Source organism: Microbacterium yannicii PS01, from assembly GCF_000304335.1.
Lineage (GTDB): Bacteria > Actinomycetota > Actinomycetes > Actinomycetales > Microbacteriaceae > Microbacterium > Microbacterium yannicii_A.
This window is the reverse complement of sequence record NZ_CAJF01000033.1, coordinates 1-22928: the sequence shown is the minus strand read 5'-3', so window position 1 is coordinate 22928 and position 22928 is coordinate 1. Positions and strand designations below refer to the sequence as shown.

The 22928-nt window shown below is 70.8% G+C and carries 21 protein-coding genes; 15 read left to right on the top strand and 6 right to left on the bottom strand.

Annotated elements, in window-relative coordinates:
• Positions 1-20: 20 nt before the first annotated feature.
• From mfd to WYM_RS15955, 4 genes are read left to right on the top strand one after another with little or no spacing between them, the layout of a single operon-like run.
• Positions 21-3686, top strand: a complete 3666-nt coding sequence (gene mfd / locus WYM_RS15970; protein WP_019181848.1) for a transcription-repair coupling factor — start codon at positions 21-23, stop codon at positions 3684-3686.
• A 32-nt stretch (positions 3687-3718) separates the two neighbouring features.
• A complete protein-coding gene (locus tag WYM_RS15965) occupies positions 3719-5263 on the top strand; it encodes an MFS transporter (protein ID WP_019181847.1) in 1545 nt (514 codons plus the stop codon).
• A complete protein-coding gene (locus WYM_RS22555) occupies positions 5206-5406 on the top strand; it encodes a hypothetical protein (RefSeq protein WP_423793921.1) in 201 nt (66 codons plus the stop codon). Before WYM_RS15965 ends, WYM_RS22555 begins: the two co-directional genes overlap by 58 nt.
• Before the next feature lie 49 nt (positions 5407-5455).
• Positions 5456-6172, top strand: coding sequence for a DUF2652 domain-containing protein (locus WYM_RS15955; protein ID WP_019181845.1), 717 nt, complete (start codon positions 5456-5458; stop codon positions 6170-6172).
• A 30-nt stretch (positions 6173-6202) separates the two neighbouring features.
• On the opposite strand, the gene gdhA is transcribed toward WYM_RS15955, so the two are convergent.
• Positions 6203-7585, bottom strand: a complete 1383-nt coding sequence (gene gdhA, locus WYM_RS15950) for an NADP-specific glutamate dehydrogenase (RefSeq protein ID WP_019181844.1) — start codon at positions 7583-7585, stop codon at positions 6203-6205.
• 132 nt (positions 7586-7717) lie between these two features.
• On the opposite strand from gdhA, the gene WYM_RS15945 reads away from it, so the two are divergent.
• Positions 7718-8320 carry a gamma carbonic anhydrase family protein gene (locus WYM_RS15945; RefSeq protein WP_019181843.1) on the top strand — a complete coding sequence of 201 codons (603 nt, stop codon included), beginning with the start codon at positions 7718-7720 and terminating at the stop codon, positions 8318-8320.
• A 51-nt stretch (positions 8321-8371) separates the two neighbouring features.
• Here the strand turns inward: WYM_RS15945 and WYM_RS21835 are convergent, their stop codons facing one another.
• Positions 8372-8542 carry a hypothetical protein gene (locus WYM_RS21835; protein ID WP_157525266.1) on the bottom strand — a complete coding sequence of 57 codons (171 nt, stop codon included), beginning with the start codon at positions 8540-8542 and terminating at the stop codon, positions 8372-8374.
• A 93-nt stretch (positions 8543-8635) separates the two neighbouring features.
• Positions 8636-11338 carry a phosphoenolpyruvate carboxylase gene (locus WYM_RS15935; RefSeq protein ID WP_019181841.1) on the bottom strand — a complete coding sequence of 901 codons (2703 nt, stop codon included), beginning with the start codon at positions 11336-11338 and terminating at the stop codon, positions 8636-8638.
• Positions 11339-11516: 178 nt separating this feature from the next.
• On the opposite strand from WYM_RS15935, the gene WYM_RS15930 reads away from it, so the two are divergent.
• The 3 genes from WYM_RS15930 to WYM_RS15920 all read left to right on the top strand — a co-directional run bounded on the left by WYM_RS15930 (position 11517) and on the right by WYM_RS15920 (position 14769).
• Positions 11517-12713, top strand: a complete 1197-nt coding sequence (locus WYM_RS15930) for a Na+/H+ antiporter NhaA (RefSeq protein WP_019181840.1) — start codon at positions 11517-11519, stop codon at positions 12711-12713.
• Positions 12710-13372 carry a MazG family protein gene (locus WYM_RS15925; protein WP_019181839.1) on the top strand — a complete coding sequence of 221 codons (663 nt, stop codon included), beginning with the start codon at positions 12710-12712 and terminating at the stop codon, positions 13370-13372. The genes WYM_RS15930 and WYM_RS15925 overlap by 4 nt, the downstream gene beginning before the upstream one ends.
• A 68-nt stretch (positions 13373-13440) precedes the next feature.
• Complete coding sequence (locus WYM_RS15920) at positions 13441-14769, top strand: histidine--tRNA ligase (protein ID WP_026059867.1); 1329 nt, start codon at positions 13441-13443, stop codon at positions 14767-14769.
• On the opposite strand, the gene WYM_RS15915 is transcribed toward WYM_RS15920, so the two are convergent.
• Complete coding sequence (locus tag WYM_RS15915; protein WP_026059866.1) at positions 14753-16003, bottom strand: APC family permease; 1251 nt, start codon at positions 16001-16003, stop codon at positions 14753-14755. The genes WYM_RS15920 and WYM_RS15915 overlap by 17 nt on opposite strands.
• Before the next feature lie 73 nt (positions 16004-16076).
• Between WYM_RS15915 and WYM_RS15910 the strand changes: the two genes are divergently transcribed.
• Complete coding sequence (locus tag WYM_RS15910; RefSeq protein WP_019181836.1) at positions 16077-16922, top strand: SGNH/GDSL hydrolase family protein; 846 nt, start codon at positions 16077-16079, stop codon at positions 16920-16922.
• Here WYM_RS15910 and WYM_RS15905 read toward each other — a convergent pair.
• Positions 16909-17415 carry a VOC family protein gene (locus WYM_RS15905; RefSeq protein WP_019181835.1) on the bottom strand — a complete coding sequence of 169 codons (507 nt, stop codon included), beginning with the start codon at positions 17413-17415 and terminating at the stop codon, positions 16909-16911. The genes WYM_RS15910 and WYM_RS15905 overlap by 14 nt on opposite strands.
• An 88-nt stretch (positions 17416-17503) precedes the next feature.
• Here WYM_RS15905 and WYM_RS15900 point away from each other — a divergent pair, with 88 nt between their 5' ends.
• Positions 17504-18283 (top strand): helix-turn-helix domain-containing protein, encoded by a 780-nt coding sequence (locus tag WYM_RS15900; protein ID WP_019181834.1) that lies wholly within the window; start codon positions 17504-17506, stop codon positions 18281-18283.
• Positions 18284-18301: 18 nt separating this feature from the next.
• Here the strand turns inward: WYM_RS15900 and WYM_RS15895 are convergent, their stop codons facing one another.
• Positions 18302-18775 carry a DUF4442 domain-containing protein gene (locus WYM_RS15895; protein WP_026059864.1) on the bottom strand — a complete coding sequence of 158 codons (474 nt, stop codon included), beginning with the start codon at positions 18773-18775 and terminating at the stop codon, positions 18302-18304.
• Positions 18776-18860: 85 nt separating this feature from the next.
• Here WYM_RS15895 and WYM_RS15890 point away from each other — a divergent pair, with 85 nt between their 5' ends.
• The 5 genes from WYM_RS15890 to WYM_RS15870 all read left to right on the top strand — a co-directional run.
• Positions 18861-19208, top strand: coding sequence for a GntR family transcriptional regulator (locus tag WYM_RS15890; RefSeq protein WP_019181832.1), 348 nt, complete (start codon positions 18861-18863; stop codon positions 19206-19208).
• The gene (locus WYM_RS15885) at positions 19205-20245 is read left to right on the top strand and encodes a DUF1648 domain-containing protein (RefSeq protein ID WP_019181831.1); all 1041 of its coding nucleotides are present in this window, start codon (positions 19205-19207) and stop codon (positions 20243-20245) included. The genes WYM_RS15890 and WYM_RS15885 overlap by 4 nt, the downstream gene beginning before the upstream one ends.
• A gap of 31 nt (positions 20246-20276) precedes the next feature.
• Entirely contained in the window at positions 20277-20963 is a 687-nt protein-coding gene (locus tag WYM_RS15880) for an O-methyltransferase (protein WP_019181830.1), read from the top strand.
• Positions 20964-21086: 123 nt separating this feature from the next.
• On the top strand, positions 21087-22367 hold the full coding sequence (gene eno, locus WYM_RS15875; protein WP_019181829.1) for a phosphopyruvate hydratase: 1281 nt from the start codon (positions 21087-21089) through the stop codon (positions 22365-22367).
• A gap of 38 nt (positions 22368-22405) precedes the next feature.
• Positions 22406-22928, top strand: a 523-nt coding sequence (locus WYM_RS15870; RefSeq protein ID WP_237739442.1) for an FtsB family cell division protein, incomplete at its 3' end; no start/stop codon positions are given.

Genomic DNA, 22928 nt, shown 5'->3' with positions numbered 1-22928 from the left:
CGCGGCCGTAGACTCGTGCGGTGACAGTTCCCGGGATCGTGCGCGCCCTCGAGCAGGCTGAACCGTTCCGGGATGCGGTGGCGGCGGCATCCGTCGATGCCGACTTCTCGCTCGTCGAAGGGCTGAGCGCCCCGCTGCTGGCGGCGCTCCTGGAACGCCGCCGTGCCGCGGGCCGGCCGCCGGCGATCCTTCTCGTCGCGCCGACCGGTCGCCGTGCCGAGTCGATCGGTCCCGCGCTGGGCGCACTGCTGCCCGGAGCCGAGGTGCTGCACTTCCCCGCCTGGGAGACGCTTCCCCACGAGCGACTCAGTCCGAGCGCCGAGACGGTGGGCACCCGTCTCGAGGTGCTGACGAAGATCGCCCGGTGGGACGGGTCGGCACCGCTCGTGGTCACGGCCTCGGTGCGCGGCGCCATCCAGCCGCTCGCCGCCGGCCTCACCGACGTGGCCCCGATCGAGCTCACGATGGGCGGGCGCGGGCATGACCTCGGCGACGTCTCGGCCCGGCTGGTCGAGCTGGCCTACCATCGCGTCGACATGGTCTCGCGCCGCGGCGAGTTCGCGCTGCGGGGCGGCATCCTCGACGTCTTCCCTCCCACCGCCGCACACCCGTACCGCATCGAGTTCTTCGGTGACGAGGTCGACCAGATCCGCGCGTTCTCGGTGGCCGACCAGCGATCGCTCCCGGGCGAGGTCCGCGAGGTGACGCTCCTCGCCAGCCGCGAGCTGCTGCTGACCGAAGCCGTCCGCGGTCGCGCCCTGCAGCTGCGCGACGAGTTCCCGGGGCTCGCCGGCATGCTCGAAAAGATGTCGCAGGGCATCCCGGTCGAGGGCATGGAGTCGCTCCTGCCCGCGGTCGTGGATCGCCTGGTGACCCTGGTGGACTACCTGCCCAAGGGCTCTGCCGTCGCCCTCGCCGAGCCCGAGCGCGCCGTGACGCGCGCGATCACCCTCGGCGACACGAACCGCGAGTTCCTCGATGCGGCCTGGAGCGCTGCGACCGCGGGAGCGTCGACTCCGGTCGATCTGGGCGCCGGCGACTTCCTCACCCTGCCCCGCCTGCGCGAGGCGACGCACGAACGCGGCGGCGTGTGGTGGACTCTCAGCGCCTTCGACTCGGGAGAGGCGGATGCCGCGGCGGAGGGCCTTCTCGATTCCGTCGATGACGACCTCGACGTCGCCTTGCAGGCCGCCGCGACGATTCGCGTGCCGGGCGCGGCGGTGCCGTCGTTCCACGGGAACGTCGAGGGCGCGACCGCGCACGTGGGAGCGCTGCTCGCCGACGGCTGGCGCGTCGTGGTCGCGGCATCGGGAACCGGGCTCGTCGAGCGTGCGCGCGATGTGCTCGCCGAGCGGGGCATCGCCGCGCGCCGGGTCGACGAGGTGCGCGAGGCGCCCGAGCCCGGCGTCGCCCACCTCATAGCCTGCGTGCTCGAGCGGGGCTTCGAGGTGCCGGACGCCAAGCTCGCGGTGCTCACCGAGTCGGAATTCTACGGCCGCACCATCGGCGGCGATCAGCGCGTCGTGAAGAAGCTCGCGTCGCGCCGCAAGGCGGTGGTCGATCCGCTGCAGCTCAAGCCCGGCGACTACGTCGTTCACGCGACCCACGGCATCGGCAAGTTCGTCGAGCTCACCCAGCGCGAGGTCTCCAGCGGCGGTCGCAACGCGGTGAAGAGCGTGCGCGAGTACCTGGTGCTGGAGTACGCGCCGTCCAAGCGCGGCTACCCGGGCGACAAACTGTTCGTCCCCACTGATCAGCTCGACCTGCTCTCGCGCTACGTCGGCGGCGAGGCGCCGACGCTGTCGAAGATGGGCGGCAGCGACTGGGCTCAGGCCAAGAGCAAGGCGCGTCGCGCGGTGCGCGACATCGCGGTCGAGCTCGTGAAGCTCTACTCGGCGCGCATGGCGGCCAAGGGCTACGCGTTCGGCCCCGACACCCCCTGGCAGCGAGAGCTGGAGGAGGCGTTCCCGTTCGCCGAGACCCCCGACCAGCTGCAGACGATCGATGAGATCAAGGCCGATATGGAGAAGCCGATCCCGATGGACCGGCTGCTGTCGGGAGACGTCGGCTTCGGCAAGACCGAGGTGGCGGTCCGCGCGGCGTTCAAGGCGATCCAGGACGGCAAGCAGGTCGCGATGCTCGTGCCGACGACACTGCTGGTCAAGCAGCATCTCGAGACGTTCACCGAGCGCTTCGCCGGCTTCCCTGTGAAGGTCAAGGCGCTCTCGCGCTTCCAGACCGACAAGCAGGCGGGCGAGGTGGTCGCCGGGCTCGCGGACGGCACCGTCGACATGGTGATCGGCACCCACCGCATCCTGACCGAGAAGGTGCTCTTCAAAGACCTCGGCCTCATGATCATCGACGAGGAGCAGCGCTTCGGCGTCGAGCACAAGGATCAGCTGAAGAAGCTCAAGACGAACGTCGACATCCTGGCGATGAGCGCGACGCCGATCCCGCGCACGCTCGAGATGGCGGTCACCGGCATCCGCGAGATGTCGACGCTGCAGACGCCACCCGAGGACCGGCATCCGATCCTGTCGTACGTCGGGCCGCGCAACGACAAGCAGATCGCCGCCGCGATCCGCCGTGAGCTGCTGCGCGAGGGCCAGGTGTTCTTCGTCCACAACCGGGTGCAGTCCATCCAACGGGTCGCGTCGCAGCTGGCGGAGCTCGTCCCCGAGGCCCGCATCGCCGTGGCGCACGGGCAGATGGGCGAGCACGCGCTCGAAGAGGTCGTGGACGCCTTCTGGGAGCGGCGCAGCGACGTGCTCGTGTGCACGACCATCGTCGAGACGGGTCTCGACATCTCCAACGCCAACACGATCATCATCGACCGCGCCGACAAGTACGGGCTGTCGCAGCTGCACCAGCTGCGCGGCCGTGTCGGCCGCGCGCGCGAGCGCGCCTACGCGTACTTCCTGTACGACGAGCAGAAGCCGCTCAGCGAGACCGCGGCCGACCGGCTCGAGACCATCGCCGTGAACAACGACCTCGGCTCGGGCATGCAGGTCGCGTTGAAGGACCTCGAGCTGCGCGGCGCCGGCAACCTCCTCGGCGCCGAGCAGGCGGGTCACATCGCCGGCGTCGGCTTCGACCTCTACCTCCGCATGATCGGCGAGGCCGTCGCGACCTTCCGCGGCGAAGAGACCGAGGGCCCGACCGAGCTGCGTCTCGAGCTGCCCGTGCAGGCGCGCATCCCCGAGTCGTACATCGACAGCGAACGGCTCCGCCTCGAGGCGTACCAGAAGCTGTCGGCTGCGGCATCCGTCACCGCGAAGCCCGATGCGATCGACCTCGTCGTCGACGAGCTCACCGATCGCTACGGCGAGCCGCCTGCGGACGTCGAGGGCCTTCTCGCGATCGCGCGGCTGCGACGTCGCGCCGCCCAGGCGGGCCTCGAGGACGTCGTGGCGATGGGGCCCAACCTGCGCGTCGCGCCGGCGAACCTGCCCGACTCCATGCGCGTGCGCCTGCAGCGGCTCTATCCGAAGGCCAAGCTCATGTCGGGCGGCGAGGCGGTCGTCGTGCCGCTGCCGACCGCAGGCGGCGAGCGTGTGTCGGATGCCGATCTCATCGCCTGGGTGGGTCAGCTGCTCGATCAGCTGTGGCCGGTCAAGGCCGAGGAGGAAAGTACTCCGGCGAGCGACGGGCAGGTCGTTGCCGCTGGGCAGTCCAGTCGGCGCTAGGTGCAGAGCGGTCGGCGCCCTATAGTCGCGACATGGTCCCTCGCGCGCGCCGGAGCAGGATCGCCGACGCCGGTGCGGCCTTCACGAGCAACTGGCGCAATCCGAATCTTCGTCGTGCGCAGCTGAGCTTCCTCGGGGCGTGGACCGCCGAGTGGGCGTTCACCGTAGGGCTCGGCGTCGTCGCCTACGATCACGGCGGCGCGCTGGCGCTCGGTCTGGTCGGTCTGCTGCGCATGGTGCCCTCGGCGCTGCTGGCCCCGCTGCTCTCGCCCTTCGCCGACCGTGGTCGCCGTGAGCGGGTCCTCGTGGTGGTGTCGACCCTGCGCGGCCTCGCGACCGCGGTCGCCGCACTCATGGTGGCCCTCTCGGGTCCCATCTTCGTCGTCTACGCGCTGGCGGTGCTCTCGACGATCGCCGCGACCCTCTTCCGTCCTGCGCATTCCGCGCTCCTGCCGACGCTGTGCCGCACCGGTCACGAGCTGGCGAGCGCCAATGTCGTGCGCGGGCTGCTGGACTCGGTCGCGACGCTCGTGGGTCCGCTCGTGGCCGCCGCGCTGCTGGCCTTCACCGACGTCGCCGTCGTCTTCGCCGTCGCCGCCGGTGCCTCGTTCTGGGCCGCACTGCTCCTCGTGCGCGTGCGCTACGACGCCCCGCCGCGGGTATCGGCAGCGCCGCGGCCGAATCTCGTCCGGGAGGCCGTCGAAGGGCTGCGCGCGGTCGCACATCGCCCGGACCTGATGCTGATCCTCGTGCTGGCCGCCGCGCAGTCGCTGACCCGCGGAGCGCTGACGGTGTTCTCGGTGGTCGTCGCCATCGAGCTTCTCGGCATCGGAGACCCGGGCGTCGGCGCACTCATGGCCGCCGTCGGGGTCGGCGCCGTCGGCGGCTCGCTCGCGGCGTCGCTGCTGGTCGGGACGTCGCGCCTGGGTGCCTGGTTCGCGCTCGGCGTCGCGCTGTGGGGGCTGCCCATCGCGCTCATCGGCGTTTTCCCGCAGCATGCGGCCGCCCTGGTCCTGCTGGCCTTCGTCGGCGTCGGCAACGCGCTCATCGATGTCGCCGGCTTCACACTCATTGCGCGGCTCGCCCCGGATGACGTCCTCGCGCGCGTGTTCGGCGTGCTGGAGAGTCTCGTCGCCGTCTCGATCGGTCTCGGGGCGATCCTCGCCTCGGCCGCGATCGCGCTGTTCGGAATCCAGGGCGCGCTGATCGCCATCGGTGCGGTCTGCCCCCTCGCGGCGCTCGCCGCCTGGCGACGGCTCCGGCGGCTCGACCAGTCGGTGGGTGCGCTCGACGAAGAGGTCGATCTGCTGCAGGAGGTGCCGATGTTCCAGCCCCTGCCGCTGCCCGCGATCGAGCAGCTGGCCCGGGGCCTCGAGAGCGTGTCCGTTCCGGCGGGCGGGACGGTCTTCCGCCAGGGCGAGGTCGGCGACCGCTACTTCGTGATCGAATCCGGAGAGGCCGACGTCGTCGGCGACGGAAGCGTGGTGACCGTGCTCGGACGGGGGAGGGGTTCGGCGAGATCGCGCTGCTGCGTCGCACGCCACGGACGGCGAGCGTCATCGCCCGCACGCCGCTGACGCTGCGTGCCCTTCCGTCGGAGCGCTTCCTCTCGGTCGTCCTCGGGTTCACGCCGAGCGCGAAGGCCGCGACGGACGCGGTCGACGATCAGCTCGGCCGCTATTCGCCGCGCGAGCCGTTCGGCGAGCCGACCGCGCCGTGAGACGCCGGATCGTGGTTGTACTCCGCGCCGATCGATGGGACGGTGAGGCATGACATCCGAGCGCGCGGTCCTGCTGATCGCCGACATCGGCGGCTACACGGAGTACATGCGCACGCACCGGATGAATCTCGCCCACGCCGAGGTCGGCACGGCCCGCATGCTCGAGAGCATCGTCGACGCTGCCCGTGGGTTCGACCTCATCGAGATCGAGGGCGACGCCGCGTTCCTGTCGCGTCGCGACGGCGGGGGCGACCCGAACGCTGCTGTGGCGGAGCTCCTCCGTGTCGTCGTCGCCATGCACCGGGCGTTCCATCGCGAGCGCGAAGACGTCGCGACCAACCTGTGCCCCTGCGGCGGATGCCGAGAGATCGGCAACCTGAAGCTGAAATTCGTGGCGCACGTGGGTGATGTCGCGGTCCAGAGCATTCGCGGACGCCGGAAGCTCGTCGGCATCGACGTGATCCTCGTGCACCGCCTCCTGAAGAATCCGGTGGCCATCCCGGAGTACGTGCTGCTCAGCGAAGAGCTCTTCGCCTCCGGGCAGGCCGTGCTGCCCGAGCGCGTGGAAGAGATCACGCCCGACCTCGAGGGGATCGGCAGCGTCCGCGCCTACTTCGTCGACGTGGCCGACATCGACGACCCGCTCCCACCGCTGCGCTCGCCGGCCTGGTACCAGCGGCTGGGGAACACCTTCGCGATCGTCGGCCGCGGGCTCCCCCTCATGCTGGGGCGGAAGCAGGTCCGGAGCGTGGCCGAGAGCGTCTGACCCCGCGCACGGGCGGACGGATCGACGGGTTCAGATCACGCCCTGAGCGAGCATCGCATGCGCGACGCGTTCGAACCCGGCGGAGTTCGCCCCCACCACGTAGTCGCCCGGATGCCCGTACCGCTCGGCGGCGTCGAACGCCGCGTCGTGCACGTCCTTCATGATCGACCGAAGCTTCGCCTCGCTGTCGTCGAAGCTCCAGCGCTGACGGGCGGCATTCTGACTCATCTCGAGCGCCGACGTGGCCACGCCTCCGGCGTTGGCGGCTTTGCCCGGGCCGAAGAGCACGCCCGCTCGCCGGAACGCCTCGATCGCCTCGGGCGTCGAGGGCATGTTGGCGCCTTCGGCGACGGCCCGCACGCCGTTTCCGATGAGCGCGTCCGCGTCGGCCTCGTCGAGCTCGTTCTGCGTCGCGGAGGGGACGGCGACGTCGACCGGCACCTCCCACGGGCGCGCCGCCTCGACGAAGCGCGCTCCCGACCGGCGGACCGCGTACTCCGAGATCCGCCCGCGCTCGACCTCCTTGACCTGCCGGAGCAGCCCGACGTCGATGCCGGCGTCGTCCACGATGTACCCCGAGGAGTCGGAGGCGGTCACCGGCGTCGCGCCCAGCTGATGCGCCTTCGCGATGGCGTAGATCGCGACATTGCCCGAGCCCGAGACACCGACGCGCTTCCCGGCGAGGCTGTCGCCGTGCCGTCCGAGCATCTCCTCGACGAAGAACACCGCTCCGTATCCGGTCGCCTCGGTGCGCACCTCGGCGCCACCCCACTGGACGCCCTTGCCCGTGAACATGCCCGACTCGTGCCGGTTCGTGACCTTGCGGTACTGCCCGAAGAGGTAGCCGATCTCACGTGCGCCCACGCCGATGTCACCCGCCGGCACGTCGGTGTGCTCGCCGAGATGCCGGTACAGCTCGTTCATGAACGACTGGCAGAACCGCATGACCTCCGCATCGGATCGCCCGTGCGGATCGAAGTCGCTCCCGCCCTTCGCGCCGCCGATGCCCTGGCCGGTGAGCGCGTTCTTGAAGATCTGCTCGAAGCCGAGGAACTTGATGATCGAGAGGTTGACGCTCGGGTGGAAGCGCAGGCCTCCCTTGTACGGGCCGAGCACCGAGGAGAACTGCACGCGGAATCCGCGGTTCACCCGGAGCCGGCCCTCATCGTCGACCCACGGCACCCGGAAGAGGATCTGCCGCTCCGGCTCGACGAGCCGCTCGAGGATGCCGCCTTCGACGAACTGCGGGTGCTGCTCCAGCACCGGCGCGATCGACTCGAGGACTTCGTGCACCGCCTGAAGGAACTCGGGCTCGTGCGGGTTGCGTGCGTGCACCGTGTCGAGAACGGCCTGGATCGGCTCGCGCGTCGCCTCGGGGGCGACGGGAAGGGTGGTGGAGAAGGATGCGGACATCGTGGAGCTTTCCGGATGGGCGGAGCGGGCCGACGGGATGTTCAGCCGCCTTTCCACCCTAATCTCGGCATCGCACGGTCTCGGCGGTGTGACGAAGCCCACCGCTACGCTGACATCGAGCGAGGAGGCCTCATGCAATTCGAGCACCTCGGGGCACAGCCCCGGATCCATCCCGACGCGGTCATCGCGGCGACCGCGGTCATCAGCGGCGACGTCCAGATCGGGCCGGACTGCCAGATCCTGCACGGCGCCGTCATCACCGCGGAGGGCGGCCCGGTCACACTGGGCGCGAACTCGATCGTCATGGAGAACGCCCTGGTGCGCGCGACGTCGACCAACGCGGTGCACATCGGCGACCACGTGCTCGTGGGACCCATGGCGAGCGTCTCTGGTGCCGTCATCGAGGACGAAGTGTTCCTCGCGACGGGCACGCGGGTGTTCAACGGCGCCCGCATCGGGCGGCGCAGCGAGGTGCGCATCAACGCCGTCGTCCACCTGCGCACCACGCTCCCGCCGGAGACGACGGTCCCGATCGGCTGGATCGCGGTGGGCGAGCCGCTCCAGATCCTCTCCCCGGACGATCACGACGAGATCTGGGCCGCGCAGCGCGAGCTCGACTTCCCGGGGTACGTGTTCGGCCTCGATCGCGAGACGCCCGACCTGATGGTGCAGCTCACCGAGCGGTACGGCCGCAGCCTCGCCCGTCATGCCGACGACCGGCGCCTGGACGGATAGGCACGCCGGAACTCGGATGCCGTTGCGCGCGGCATCCGGAATCTCAGCCGATCAGTCCCACACGAGCCGGCAGTCGCGGCACTCGAACTCGAGGTGCTCCACCCAGCCGTCGTCGAGGTCGCCTCGTCGGTCGAACTCGACGCGGAACCACCGGGGCTCCGTCGCCCGCACATCGAGCGACGAGCACCCGGGACATATCTCGGCTACGACGATCCGTGCCATGACGCCACGGTAACCCCGCGGCACGGCCGTCGCCGCAGCGACGCGCGTGTCGCCGGTGTTCCCTTGGGGCGCGGGTTCCGGACGAGCGCGGGATCAGCCCGTGTTCTGGAGTCCCGCGGCCACGCCCGAGACGGACAGCAGCAGCAGGCGCTGCTGCTCGGGGTCGAGCGGCGCGCCCTCGGGCGTGTCGCGCAGCGCCCGGAGCGCCCGCAGCTGCAGCAGCGAGAGGGCGTCGACATAGGGGCTGCGCATCTTGACCGCACGCTGGAGCACCGGCTTGTTGCCCAGCAGCTCGGTGCCGCCGGTGACGCGGATCACCCACGAGCGGGTGAGTGCCATCTCGTCGCGGACGAGGGCGGCGAGATCGTCGCGGTCGCCCAGTTCGAGGTAGTGGCGTGCGATGCGGTCGTCGGCCTTCGCCAGGCTCATGGCGACGTTGTCGACGAGTGTGCGCAAGAGCGGCCACTCCTCGTAGCCCCGCTGCAGCAGGGCCTCGTCGCCGACCGCCTCGAGGGCGGTGCCGAGGCCGAACCATCCGGCCAGGTTGATGCGGGCCTGGGTCCACGCGAACACCCACGGGATGGCGCGGAGGTCTTCGAGCGATTCGACCGACAGGCCGCGTCGCGCGGGCCGCGAGCCGAGGGCGAGCAGCCCGATCTCTTCCATCGGCGTCACGCGTGCGAACCACGGCGCGAAGCCCGGAGCCTTCACGAGCGAGAAGAAGCGCTCGCGGGACGCCGCGTCCATCGTGGCCGCGACGTGGGCGTACCGCTCGGCGGCCGCGCGGTTGCGCTCCTCGTTCGATGGGGCCGACGCGAGCAGGATCGCCGCCGCGACCTGGTCGATGTGACGCATCGCGATCGCAGGATCGCCGTAGCGGGCGAAGATCACCTCGCCCTGCTCGGTGAGCTTGAACCGTCCGTCGACGGAGTGCGGCGGCTGCGCGAGGATGGCGGAGTTCGCCGGTCCGCCGCCGCGGCCGAGCGCTCCTCCGCGGCCGTGGAAGAGGGTGAGCTCGATGCGGTTGTCGCGGGCCCAGCCCGAGATGGCCGCCTGTGCCTCGTAGAGGGCCAGGTTCGCGGCGACCGGTCCGACGTCCTTCGACGAATCGGAGTAGCCGAGCATGACCTCCAGCCGGCGCCCGGTCGCCTCCAGGCGTGCGGCGAACTCGGGGTGCAGCGCAATCTCGGCGAGGATGCGGGGGGCGGCCTGCAGGTCGGCGAACGTCTCGAACAGCGGCACCACATCCAGCACCGGGGGAGTGCCGTCAGGGCCGACGGCGTAGCGCGCCAGACGATGGACGGCGGCGAGGTCATCGGCGGATTGCGTGAACGACACGACGTAGCGGCCGGCGGCACGGGGTCCGTAGCGCTCCTGAAGGAAGGCGATGGTGCGGATGACGTCGAGCACCTCTTCCGCGAGCTCGCTGCGCGAGGCGGGCACGGAGCCGCCGGCGACCGCCTCGGCCGCGGCGTCCAGCTCGGCGAGGACCTTCGCGTGCACGGCGGAGTGCTGGCGGACCTCGAGCTCGGTGAGGTGGAAGCCGTACGTCTCGACCTGCCATAGCAGCTGCTGCAGGTGCCCGTAGGCGTGCCGGGGGGCGCCGGCCTGGACGAGCGAGTCCTGCACGACGCGCAGATCCGCCAGTAGGTGCTCCGGGTCGCGATAGGCGAGGTCGGCGTTCCGCTCCCGCGTCGCGTCGATCCGCCGCGCGATCATCAGCAGGATTCGGCGGTGCGGCTCGTCGGGGGAGCGCTTGGCGATCTCCTTCGCCGCGTCCTCGTCGGCGGCCCTCAGGCGCTGCCACAGTGTCAGCAGCGCGGTGCTCGGCGGCGTGGTCGTCGCGTCGAGCGTGAGCGTGCGGCCGATGCGGCTGGTGGTGCGCTCGAGTCCCAATAGGACGTGCTCGCTGGCGATCTTCGCGGCCTTGCGCGTGACGGACGCCGTGACGAACGGATTGCCGTCGCGATCGCCGCCGACCCACGAGCCGACGCGGACGAACGGCCGCACGACGGGGGCGCGTCCGCCGGCCCCGGGGCCCTGCAGCGCGTCGTCGACGCGCCGGTAGACGTGAGGGACGGCGGTGTACAGCGTCTCGTCGAAGACGGCCATCACGGCGCGGACCTCGTCGACGGGTGACGGCTTCTCGGCGCGCAGCGGCGCGGTGCGCCAGAGCGTGTCGACCTCCTCGAGCATGCGCCGCTCGGCGCGGCGCTCGTCCGCGCCGTTGCGCTGAGATGCCTCGTGCTCTTCGAGGAGGGCGGCCAGGCGGCGGATGCTCGACGAGACCGCACGGCGGCGCGCCTCGGTGGGATGAGCGGTGAACACCGGGTGGAAGCGCATGTTCTGCAGGTGTCGGAGAGCCGTGTCGTCGCCGACCTCGGCGGCGAGCCGAACGAACGCCGCGGCGACCGAGTCGGTGGCGCGCTCGCGGTCGGGGCGCCCGTCGCGCTCGCGCAGGATGCGGACGCGCTGGTGCTCCTCGGCGAGGTTCACGAGATGGAAGTAGGCGGTGAACGCGCGGGCGACCTCGTCGGCGCGCTCGACGGTGAAGGAATCGGCGATGGCCGCCGCCCGGGCGAACGCCTCGGGAGTCTCGTCGGTATAGGCCTGGATCGTCGCGATGCGGAGCCGTTCGACGTCCTCGTAGAGCCCCGGGGAGCCGCTCTCGCGCAGCACGCGCCCGAGCAGCGTGCCCAGCATGCGCACATCGGCCCGCATGCGCTCCGGAATCTCCTGCTCGGCCTCGAATCGCCCCACGAGGTCGATCGCTTCGGTCCGGGTGAGTTCGCGCATTCCTCCAGGCTAACGGCGAGCCACAGCGCCGATGTGCCGACGGTCGCTGTATGACGACGTGGCTCCCCGGACGGCGGGATCGGAGCGGACCTCGGTAGACTCGGCGGACTGGTGTGCCGGGAAGTCTGGTCGGCGATGCGCTGTGGCGCGACCTGCCGACCCCGACGAAAGGACCCGCGTGTCCCTGCTCCGCTCTGCCCGTTTCCCGGCGATCGTCCTCCTGATCTCCGCGGTTCTCGCCCTGGTGCTCGCCAACTCACCCGTGGGGCCCGCGATCGCGGAGGTGAAGGACACCTACCTGGGCATCCCCGGCGTGTTCGAGATGTCGGTCGGGCACTGGGTGCAGGACGGTCTTCTCGCCGTCTTCTTCTTCATCGTGGCGGTCGAGCTGCAGTTCGAACTCACCAACGGCGAGCTGAACTCGGCGCGCAAGGCGCTGCAACCCGCGATCGCGGCGGCGGGCGGCGTGCTCGTCCCGATCGCCGTGTTCCTTCTCTTCGCTGCGGGGTCCGACGCCGGCGACGGGTGGCCGATCCCTACAGCGACCGACATCGCTTTCGCGCTGGGTGTGCTCGCCGTGTTCGGCAAGGGCCTTCCTTCGGGCATCCGCATCTTCCTGCTGGCACTGGCGATCCTCGACGACATCGTCGGGATCGTGTTCATCGCCGTGCTCTTCACCGACGACGTCAACATCGGCCTCCTCGCGCTGGCCGGAGTGGCGGTGATCGTCTTCGGCATCCTGAGCCGTCAGCTCGACACGCGCGGCCGCATCCCGATCGCGATCGTGCTCGTCCTGCTCGCGGTCGCCACGTGGGTCCTCGTGTACCTCTCGGGAGTGCATGCGACCATCGCAGGCGTGGCTCTGGGACTGGCGATGGCGCAGCAGCCCGCCCTGCGCGCCCGTCATGAGCTGGAGCCCTGGGTGAACGGGATCGTGCTGCCGCTGTTCGCGTTCTCGGCCGCGCTCGTCGTGATTCCCGCTGTCTCGCCGTCTGAGCTCTCGCCGGCGTTCTGGGGCATCCTCGTGGCGCTGCCGGTCGGCAAGATCATCGGCATCTCGGTCGCCGGCTGGATCTCGCTGCGCATCGGAAATCGTGGTGCGGCCCCGCATCTGTCGTTCGCCGACCTCGTCGCCGCCGGGGCTCTCGGGGGCATCGGCTTCACGGTTTCGCTCCTGCTCTCCGAACTGGCGTTCGCCGGCGACCCCCTGATCCGCGACGAGGCGACGCTCGGCGTGCTCGGCGGCTCGATGATCTCCATCGTCCTGGCGGCGATCCTGGTCGCGCTCCGCGCGCGTCACTACCGGCGAATCGATCCCTCGTCGCGCGACGATGAGCTGCCGCGCATGGACGAGCAGAAGGGCCAGATCGCATGACCGAGACCGCGGGGGCGTCGGATGCGCTGCGCGAAGCGGCCGACACGATGAGGGCGGTGCGGGATCGCTGCGTGTGGACGCAGCAGATCGACCACCGCGCGCTGGTGCCGTACCTCGTCGAAGAGAGCGCCGAACTGATCGATGCGGTCGAGGAGGGCTCGCGCGCCGAACTGCGCGAAGAGCTCGGCGATCTGCTGTGGCAGGTGCTGTTCCACGCCGAGATCGCCTCCCGCGATCTCGAGGACCCCTTCGACATCGACGACGTCGCACGGGGACTCACCGACAAGATGGTGAGGCGGCATCCGCACGTCTTCGGCGACGCCGTCGCCACGACACCCGAAGAGGTCCTGATCCACTGGAACGCCGCGAAGGCCGCGGAGAAGAGCGAGCGCACGAGCGTGCTCGACGGCGTGAGCGAGCGGATGCCGTCGCTCGCGCTCGCCCAGAAGCTCGTGGGCAGGGCCGCCCAGGCGGCGGTGGCGCTCCCGGTCGCCGACTCCGGCGAAGTGCAGACCGAGGACGAGCTCGGCGACGCCCTTCTCGCCCTCGTGGCGGGCGCGCGGGCCCGCGGTTGGGACGCCGAGCGCGCGCTGCGCGAGCGCCTGCGTCGCCTGACCGCCGAGGTTCGCCAGGCGGAGTCGGCTCCCGTGCAGGACTGACCCGTGACAGGCGACCGGAGCCGACCTGGAAGAATACTGGCGTGGCATCCGTGAACCCGCCGCGCGGCATGCGCGACTTCCTCCCCGCCGAGAAGGCCCGTCGCGAGCGCGTGCTCGCCGTGATCCGCGAGCGCTACCGCGTCCACGGGTTCGACGAGATCGAGACGCCGGTGATGGAGGAGCACGCGCGCCTGCACGCCGGCATCGGCGGGGACAACGAGAAGCTCGCGTACAACGTGCTCAAGCGCGGGCTCGACGCGGACGCGATCCGGTCGGCCGCCGACGACGCGTCGGCGCTCACGGATCTGGGCCTGCGGTACGACCTCACGGTTCCGCTCGCGCGGTTCTACGCGACCAACCGCGGTCAGCTGCCCAGTGTCTTCCGCTCGATCCAGATCGCTCCGGTCTGGCGTGCGGAGCGCCCGCAGAAGGGCCGCTATCGCCAGTTCGTCCAGTGCGACATCGACATCATCGGAGACGCCTCCGCTCGTGCCGAGGCGGAGCTGGTCGTCGCTACTCTCGACACTCTCGATGCCCTGGCGCTCGAGGGCGGAAGCGTGCGCATCAACGATCGCCGCGCCCTGGACTGGATGCTCGACAGTTTCGGCTTCGACGCGGACGAGCGGCCGGGCGTGCTCATCACGATCGACAAGCTCGACAAGATCGGTCCGTCCGGCGTGGTCGCCGAGCTGCGTGAGCGCGACGCGACGACGGCCGCCGTCGACGCGTTCGAGAAGTACCTGAACCGCCCGCAGACGCTGGAGTACCACCCCTACGGCGAGCGCCAGATCCGCAAAGCCCTGCCCGAGGGCGCGCCCGATGACATCGTGGCGCACCTCGTGGGCATCGGCGAGTCGGTCGCCGCCGCGCGCGCTTCGACAGGCTCAGCGACCGGAGAGGGCGACGCAGCGAGCGGAGAAGACCGCTCGGCTGCCGGAGAAACAGTCTCGGGCGACATCCCGCTCACCTTCGACCCGTTCCTGGTTCGCGGCATGGGCTACTACACCGGCACCATCTTCGAGCTCGCACACCCGTCGGTCGGCTACTCCCTGGGCGGAGGTGGCCGGTACGACGGCATGATCGGCCGCTTCCTGGGGCAGGACATTCCGGCGGTCGGCTTCTCGATCGGCTTCGAACGCCTCGTCGACCTCGTCGAGGAGCGGGCGGATGCCGCTGCCGACGCCGTCGTGCTGGTGCACGACCGCGACGTGCCCGAGCGGGAGCTCCTCGCCCTCAAGGCCGCGCTGATCGCCCGAGGATCGCGGGTGCGGCTGGAGCAGCGCACCAAGAACCTCAAGGCGCTGCTCGAGCGCGCGGCATCCGACGGCTACACCGCCTTCGCGACCGTCGCCACGGGCGCGACGGCCGACGCGCTCGAGGTCAAGCCCCTCTCCTGAAGCGCAGGCGCAGCGCCCGGTAGGCGACGCCCGCGGCCATGACGAGCGCGCCCGACACGACGGCCTGCCAGGGCAGCGTGAGCGCGAGCATGACGCACCCGATCGCTCCGACGACCGCGAGCGCCCGCGGGTAGCGGCGTGCCTGCCCATGCTGGCGCAGCGCGGCGACGTTGGCCACCAGGTAGTACAGCAGCACGCCGAACGACGAGAACCCGACCGCGCCGCGGAGGTCGACGAAGGCGACGAGGAGGAGCACAGCCGCCGCGACGACGAGCTCCGCGCGGTGCGGGACGTGCCATCGCGGGTGAACCGCCGCCAGCGCCCGCGGCAGGTCGCTCTCCCGGGCCATCGCGAACATCGTCCGGCTCACGCCGGCGATGAGGGCCAGCAGCGCTCCGAGCGAAGCGGCGGCGGCGCCCACCCGGACGACGGGATCGGCCCACGCCCATCCCGAGGCGGCGGCCGCGGCGGCGACCGGCTCGGCGGAGGCGGCGGTCGCTTCCGGGCCCAGCGCACCCAGCACCGAGGTACCGACGACCGCGTACACGGCCAGGGCGATGAGGAATGCCGTGACGATCGCGCGGGGGATGAGCCGTTGCGGATCGCGCACCTCCTCGCCCATCGTCGCGATGCGCGCGTAGCCCGCGAATGCGAAGAAGAGCAGTCCCGCGGACTGCAGGACGCCGTACGGCCCACCGACCCCGGGGGAGTCGCCGAACAGGCGCGAGGGATCCGCGGCCGATGCGCTCGCGGCGACGGCGATGGCCAGCGCGAACAGCACGGCGACCACGATGACCCGCGCGAGCAAGGCCGTCCGGGTGATGCCGAACCAGTTCGCGAGGGTCAGCGCGGCGACGGCGAGAAGGGCGATCGGACGTTCCCAGCCCGGCGGCGCGGCGTACGCGGCGAAGGTGAGCGCCATGGCCGCGCAGCTCGCGGTCTTCCCGATCAGGAACCCCCACCCGGCGACGAAGCCCCACCACGGGCCCAGCTCCGCACGTCCGTAGGCGTACGTGCCTCCCGAGGTCGGATGCGCAGCCGCGAGCTGCGCCGACGACGTCGCGTTGCCGAAGGCCACGACGGCGGCGATCGCGAGACCGATGAGCACGCCTGTGCCCGCGGCGTCCGCCGCCGGAGCCCAGACGGCGAACACGCCGGCACCGATCATCGAGCCGAGGCCGATGAAGACGGCGTCGCCGAGCCCGAGTCGGCGGTGAAGCGCAGGCGAGGTCACGCGCGAACGATAGCGCGCCCGCACGTCACCTGGGTGACGGCATCCGTTCACATCGCCGTTGTGAGATGAGCCCATGGCTCATGATCGCGACGAGGTTCCCCGCGGCATGCTGATCGGCGCGGTCGGCACGGTCATCGGAGCCGGCATCGCGCTGGCGGTGGCCCAGGCGGTGCTCCGCCGGCAGGCGGCGCTGGCTCGCCGCCGTATCGGCAAGCCGCTCGGCGAGGATGCCCTCGACGCCGACCGCGTGTGGCGTCGGCGTTACGACGGCGACCCCATCGACCTGGTCGTGCTGGGCGACTCGATCGCGGCGGGCCTGGGCGCCGAACGCCGCAAGGACACCCTGGGTGCCCGAGTCGCGAAGGGAGTCGCGCGTGCGACACATCGGCCCGTCCGGCTCCGCACGGGTGCGATCGTGGGATCGGAGTCCTCGCGGCTCGCCGAGCAGCTCGACACGCTCCCCGACGATTACTTCCCCCACGTCGCCGTGGTGATCGTCGGCGGCAACGACGTCACGCACCGCGTGCCGATCCAAACCGCCATCGGTCACCTCGAGGACGCCGTCAAGCGTCTGCACGATCTCGGGGCGGGCGTCGTCGTCGGCACGTGTCCCGACCTCGGGGCGCTGCGACCGGTGCCGCAGCCGCTGCGTTCCCTGGGGTCGCGGATGTCGAAGGCGCTCGCCGAAGCGCAGGCCCGCGCCGCGGAGCGGCTCGGCGCCCGGGCGGTGTCGCTCCGCCGCACGGTCGGGCCGTTCTTCGTCACGCAGCCCGACGAAATGTTCAGCTTGGACCGCTTCCACCCGAGCGCGCTCGGCTATCGCCGCACGGCGGAGGCTCTCGTGCCGGCTGTGGTCGAAGCTCTGCCTTCCGAACTGCGCACCCGCGAGGAGCTTCCGCCGCCTTTCACCCCGCGCTGACCGACGCCGCCCACTGGGCGACCCGCGCCGCGCTCTCCGCTTCGGACAGGTCCTCTACCCGGGTCATGATCGACCAGCGCACGCCGAAGGGGTCGCGGATGCTCGAGAAGCGATCACCCGAAACGAAGGTCGACGGCTCCTCGCGAACGGTCGCGCCTGCGGCGACGGCGCGAGCAGTGACGGCGTCGCAGTCGGAGACGTAGAGGCCCATCGAGTAGCAGTCCTCGTCGCCCTCCGGAGCAGGGATCGTGCCGTACTCCGGGCTCGGCTCCCCGATCTGCAGCCAGCCCATCCCGAAGTCGAGGCTCGCGTGCACGACGAGGCCGTCGAACTCCGTCACGTCGGTCACGCGGGCGCCGAACACGTCGCGATAGAAGTCCAGCGCCTTCTTGGCGCCGCGGATGGAGAGGAACGGGGTCAGCGCCGTCGCCGAGTGCGGACGGCCGTCGGTGGTGTGAGCACCGGTCACGCCGGTGGTGTTCGTGGTTGTCATGACGACAGCCTCTCGAGAACACGGATGCTTGGGCTTGGAGATTCGCGACAGATCCGCGGTGTCCGTGCCGGTCGCTAGCGTGGCCAGGGTGACGGATGGTTCCGGCGAGATCGACCCGGCACGCGGCGTGCTGTACCCCGAGCGCCTGCCGCGATTCACCCGGGTGCCTCCGACGCCCGCGGCATCCGCTCTCGTGTCGTGGTTCTGGATCCCGGAATGGGACCTTCCGGACGGGGCCCTGTCGCGTCAGCCGGTGCTCGGCTATCCCGCCGCCAACCTCGTCGTCGAGCCCGACGGCGTGACCCTGTGGGGAGCGACCACCCGAGCGGGTGAGCGCGTGCTGCAGGGGAGCGGGTGGGCGGTGGGGGCGCTGCTGCGTCCGGCGGCCCTGTCGCGCCTCTCCTCCTCGCCGAGCGACCTCGTCGACCGCCACATCGCGTTCGAGGCTGCGGCCCTGTACGACGCGGTGACGGCGGCGATGCCCGACGAGCAGGCGGCCGCCCGCGCGGCATCGGACTGGCTGGCTGAACGGGTGGGACATCCGACTCCCGAGGCCCGGCTCGCCAACGAGATGGCTGACCTGCTGATGTCGGATCCCGCGGTACTGCGCGTCGAGGACGCCGCGGCGAGGCTGCGGGTCTCGGTGCGGACGCTGCAGCGCCTGGCGCATCGCACGGTGGGCATCTCGCCGGCCGCGATGATCCGTCGCCGACGCTTGCAGGAGGCGGCTCAGCGGGTGCGAGAGGACGCCGCGCTTGCGCTCGCCGCGGTGGCCGCCGAGCTCGGCTATGCCGACCAGGCGCACCTCGCCCACGACTTCCGAACCGTGCTCGGACTCACCGCGTCCGACTACCGCGCCGCGCTGTGAGGCAGGGGCTCGAGACCCTCATTCTCGGGCGTACTGCGTGACCCGCTTCTTCTCGCGCACGTAGACCTCGCGCCGAACGCGGGCGACGACGTCGCCGGCGGCGTCCGTGATCTCGGTCTCGAACCACTCCAGCACCTTCGCGCCGCCGCGGGCGCGCTCGCGCAGCTCCTGCGCCTTCTCGCGCGGCACCTCGAAGTGCGCGGTGAGCACGCCGCGACCGGGCTTGACGAATTCGATCTCGCCGCGGGTGTCCCACACGACGTGATCGCGTCCGAGCTGGTGCATGACGAGCATGAAGAAGTACGGATCGGTCATCGCCGACATCGATCCGCCGAAGGCCGTCTTCACATAGTTGCGGGTGATGAGATTCACATGCAGCTCGACGGTCGCGCTTGTCCAGTCCTCGGCGAAGCGCCGGATCCGGATTCCGCTGAAGAGGTTGGGCGCCCACAGGCTCATTCCGAGGGCGAGTCGCCGGGGAGTGATACGCATGCGTGTCAGTGTGCTCGCGGGCCGCGATGACTGCACGTCGGCTGTGGCGGCTCTACAACTGTTCTACTTGTTATAGAATAGCGACATGCTACTGCGCATCGATCCATCGAGCGAGGCGCCGCTGTTCGCGCAGATCGCGGCGAGCGTCCGGGCGGATGCCGCGGCCGGACGTCTGAGTGCGGGCGACAGGCTTCCCGCGGCGCGGGAGGTGGCCGAGGCGCTCGGAGTCAATCTGCACACCGTGCTTCGGGCGTACCAGGACCTGCGTGACGAGGGGCTCGTGGACATGCGGCGCGGGCGCGGAGCGGTGGTCACCGACTCCGTCGTGCCCCTCACGCAGCTGCGAGAGGACATCGCCGCGCTCGCCTCTCGGGCGGAGGCGCTCGGACTTTCTCGAGAGACTCTGGCCTCACTCATCAAGGAGTACGAATGAACAATCCGACATCCACGCCCGAGCTTCGGCGCGCCCGTCGCGCGCACATGATCGTCGGCGCGATCGTGCCCCTGGCTCTGACGGCTATCGGGGTGATGCTCATGATCCTCTGGCTTCCGCAGGTGCCGCCGACGATCGCCATCCACTGGAGCGCGAACGGCGAAGTGGACGGATTCGGGCCGGCGTGGTCCACGCCGGTTCTGACTGTCGTGCTCGGCACCGGGCTCGCCGCCTTGTTCTCTGCCATCGGCTTCTTCTCCGCCCGCGCGGGTGAGTGGGGTCCCACGCTGCGATTCCTCGCCGCTCTCAACTGCGGCGTCACCACGATGCTCATCACGATGATCACCGGCTCCTTCGGGCTGCAGCGGGGACTCGAGCAGGCGGAAGACGCTCCCTCGATCCTCCCGGCCCTCGGGCTCGGCGCTGCCGCCGGCCTCGCGCTGGGGGTCATCGCGTGGTTCGTTCAGCCCGCGGTCTCGGTCAGCCGTCACGATTCGGTGGCGGCTCCGACGTCCGACGCCGTCGCGCTCGCGCCGGGAGAACGTGCCGCATGGCTGCGCACTGCGACGATGGCGCGCCCGGGCATGATCGCCATCGTGGCCGTGACGGTCCTGCAGGCGGCGCTCGCGGTCGTCACCGCTGCCTCAGGCGGCGAGATGTGGTGGCTGTTCGCGGGACTCGCCGTGCTGTTCTCGCTTCTCGCGGCCTCGATGTGCGTCTTCCGGGTCAGCGTGACCGACGCCGGACTGCGGGTCCGCTCCGCCGTCGGCATCCCGACCTTCGTCATCCCGCTCGAGAACGTCGCCGATGCCGATGTGGTGCACGTGCAGCCGATGTCGCAGTTCGGCGGCTTCGGCATCCGGACCGGGCTCGACGGCCGATCAGGGGTCGTGCTCCGCACCGGCGACGCCATACAGGTCGACCGGCACAGGGGGCGCCCGTTCGTCGTGACGGTCGACGACGCGTCGACGGGCGCGGCGCTTCTCACGGCGCTCGCCGACCGCGGTGCAGCGGGAAGCGCCTCCTCGCGACCTTGACGGGCCGGTCTGCGCCCGATTGGCTGAGGCCATGCCCGAGACGACCTCCGACGACCGACTGACACCCGACCTGTGGCGGCGGGTCGACGCCTACCTCACCGAGACGCTGGTCGGTCACGAGGCCGGGCTCGACGACGCCGTCGCCGACCAGAGTGCGGCGGGGCTGCCCCCGATCGAGGTCGCTCCGGTCAACGGCAAGCTGCTGCATCTCATCGCGCGGATGTCGGGCGCCCGGCGGGTGCTCGAGATCGGCACGCTCGGCGCGTACTCCACCATCTGGCTGGCGCGAGCGGTCCCGGCCGACGGTCGGGTGGTGACGATCGAGGCCGAGCCGCACATCGCCGACATCGCCCGTGCCAACCTCGATCGCGCGGGAGTGGGCGAGAAGGTGGACATCCTGCTCGGGCGCGGAGCCGACGTGCTGCCGACCCTGGTGGACCAGGAGCCCTTCGACCTCGTCTTCATCGACGCAGACAAGGAGTCCAACACGATCTACATCGACTGGGCGGCCCGGCTCGGCCGCGCGGGAACGGTGGTCGTCGTCGACAACACCGTCCGCGGCGGCGAGGTGGCCAACCCGGCGACGGAGAATCCCCAGATCATCGGCGTCCAGCGCGGCCTCGAGATGCTCGGCCGCGATCCGCGGTTCGACGCCACCGCCATCCAGACGCTCGACGCGAAGGGCTACGACGGGATCGCGCTCGCCCTGGTCGTCTGACGCCGCCCGCGGTCGCAGGCCTGTGGCCGAGGCATCCGGCGTCACTAGACTCGGGGACGGACCGACGACGCTCCGCTGTTCCAACGGGCTCTGGCCCGCTTTCCCCAAACAAGGAGTTCCCCTGTGGCACAGATCGAGGCTGTAGGCGCGCGCGAGATTCTCGACTCGCGCGGAAACCCGACCGTCGAGGTGGAGGTGCTGCTCGACGACGGGATCGTCCAGCGCGCGGCCGTCCCCTCGGGCGCGTCCACCGGCGCCTTCGAGGCCTACGAGCTGCGCGACGGCGACAAGAGCCGCTACGGCGGCAAGGGCGTCCTCAAGGCCGTCGCCGCCGTCATCGACGAGCTCGGCCCGGCGATCGAGGGCGTCGAAGCGAGCGAGCAGCGCGTCATCGACGAGATCCTGCTCGAGACCGACGGCACCGAGAACAAGTCCCGCACCGGCGCGAACGCCATCCTGGGCGTCTCGCTCGCGGTCGCCAAGGCCGCTGCGGACTCGGCCGACCTTCCGCTGTTCCGCTACCTCGGCGGACCGAACGCGCACATCCTGCCCGTCCCGCTGTTCAACGTGATCAACGGCGGCTCGCACGCCGACAACGGCATCGACATGCAGGAGTTCTTCCTGGCGCCCATCGGCGCCGAGACTTTCTCGGAGTCGCTGCGGTGGGGCACCGAGGTGTACCACGTGCTCAAGGGCGAGCTGAAGGCCGCGGGCTTCGCCACCGGCCTCGGCGACGAGGGCGGCTTCGCTCCCGACCTTCCCAGCAACCGCGAGGGCCTGGACTTCCTCGTCACGGCGATCGAGAAGGCCGGTTTCACGCCCGGCGCCGACATCGCGCTCGGCCTCGACGTCGCGGCGACCGAGTTCTTCAACGACGGCGTGTACCGCCTCGATGACAGGGACTGGACCGCGGCGGAGCTCACCGAGTACTACGTCGGCCTGGTCAACGACTACCCGATCGTCACGATCGAGGACGCGCTCGCCGAGGACGACTGGGACAACTGGAAGGCCCTCACCGACGCGCTCGGCTCGAAGACGCAGCTCGTCGGCGACGACCTGTTCGTCACCAACCCCACGCGTCTGGCCGACGGAATCGCGCGCGGCGTCGCGAACTCGCTCCTGGTCAAGGTCAACCAGATCGGCACGCTGTCCGAGACGCTGGACGCCGTCGACATGGCGCACCGCGCCGGGTACACCGCGATGCTCTCGCACCGCTCGGGAGAGACCGAGGACACCACCATCGCCGACCTCGCCGTCGCCACCGGCGCCGGTCAGATCAAGAGCGGCGCGCCCGCTCGCAGCGAGCGCGTCGCGAAATACAATCAGCTTCTGCGCATCGAAGAGGAGCTGGGCGACGCGGCGACGTTCATCGGCCGCGCGGCCTTCCCCCGATTCAAGGGCTGATGCGCTGACATCGTGACGCAGAACGAGAGGAGGGAGCCGTGGTGAAGACGACGGCTCCCTCTTCTCGTCCCCGCCGCGAGCGCCCACCGCGGCGCCCGATGGACGTGCGCGAGTGGCTCGGCGGCATCCGACTGTCGGGCTTCATGGTGATCATGATGGGTCTCGTCGTGCTCGCCGCGTTCGTGCTGGTGCCCACCATCGGCACCTATGTCGACCAGCGCCAGCAGATCGCGGCGCTCGAGGCCGCGGTGCAGGTGAGCCGCGAAGAGGTCGCCGAGCTCGAGTCGCAGCGGGAGCGCTGGAACGATCCCGCGTACATCACGACCCAGGCGCGCGAGCGGCTCTACTACGTCAAGCCGGGTGAGGTCGTCTACCTCGTCGACGACGACCTGCCGCCTGAGCTCACACCTCAGGAACAGGCGCCCGTGAGCGAGGACGTCGAGCAGACCCGCACGGATTGGATGTCGCAGCTGGTGCGGTCGGTCACCGAGGCGGGCCTCGCGCAGACCGTCGCCCCCGTCACGATCGGCGTGCCCGACCCCGCGTCGACGCCCACGCCCT

Bases quoted from the DNA above. Each gene is read 5' to 3' on its own strand.
- WYM_RS15965 (WP_019181847.1), top strand. From the start codon at position 3,719: ATGGTCCCTCGCGCGCGCCGGAGCAGGATCGCCGACGCCGGTGCGGCC.
- WYM_RS15955 (WP_019181845.1), top strand. From the start codon at position 5,456: ATGACATCCGAGCGCGCGGTCCTGCTGATCGCCGACATCGGCGGCTAC.
- gdhA (WP_019181844.1), bottom strand. From the start codon at position 7,585: ATGTCCGCATCCTTCTCCACCACCCTTCCCGTCGCCCCCGAGGCGACG.
- WYM_RS15945 (WP_019181843.1), top strand. From the start codon at position 7,718: ATGCAATTCGAGCACCTCGGGGCACAGCCCCGGATCCATCCCGACGCG.
- WYM_RS21835 (WP_157525266.1), bottom strand. From the start codon at position 8,542: ATGGCACGGATCGTCGTAGCCGAGATATGTCCCGGGTGCTCGTCGCTC.
- WYM_RS15935 (WP_019181841.1), bottom strand. From the start codon at position 11,338: ATGCGCGAACTCACCCGGACCGAAGCGATCGACCTCGTGGGGCGATTC.
- WYM_RS15925 (WP_019181839.1), top strand. From the start codon at position 12,710: ATGACCGAGACCGCGGGGGCGTCGGATGCGCTGCGCGAAGCGGCCGAC.
- WYM_RS15920 (WP_026059867.1), top strand. From the start codon at position 13,441: ATGCGCGACTTCCTCCCCGCCGAGAAGGCCCGTCGCGAGCGCGTGCTC.
- WYM_RS15910 (WP_019181836.1), top strand. From the start codon at position 16,077: ATGGCTCATGATCGCGACGAGGTTCCCCGCGGCATGCTGATCGGCGCG.
- WYM_RS15905 (WP_019181835.1), bottom strand. From the start codon at position 17,415: ATGACAACCACGAACACCACCGGCGTGACCGGTGCTCACACCACCGAC.
- WYM_RS15895 (WP_026059864.1), bottom strand. From the start codon at position 18,775: ATGCGTATCACTCCCCGGCGACTCGCCCTCGGAATGAGCCTGTGGGCG.
- WYM_RS15890 (WP_019181832.1), top strand. From the start codon at position 18,861: ATGCTACTGCGCATCGATCCATCGAGCGAGGCGCCGCTGTTCGCGCAG.
- WYM_RS15885 (WP_019181831.1), top strand. From the start codon at position 19,205: ATGAACAATCCGACATCCACGCCCGAGCTTCGGCGCGCCCGTCGCGCG.
- WYM_RS15880 (WP_019181830.1), top strand. From the start codon at position 20,277: ATGCCCGAGACGACCTCCGACGACCGACTGACACCCGACCTGTGGCGG.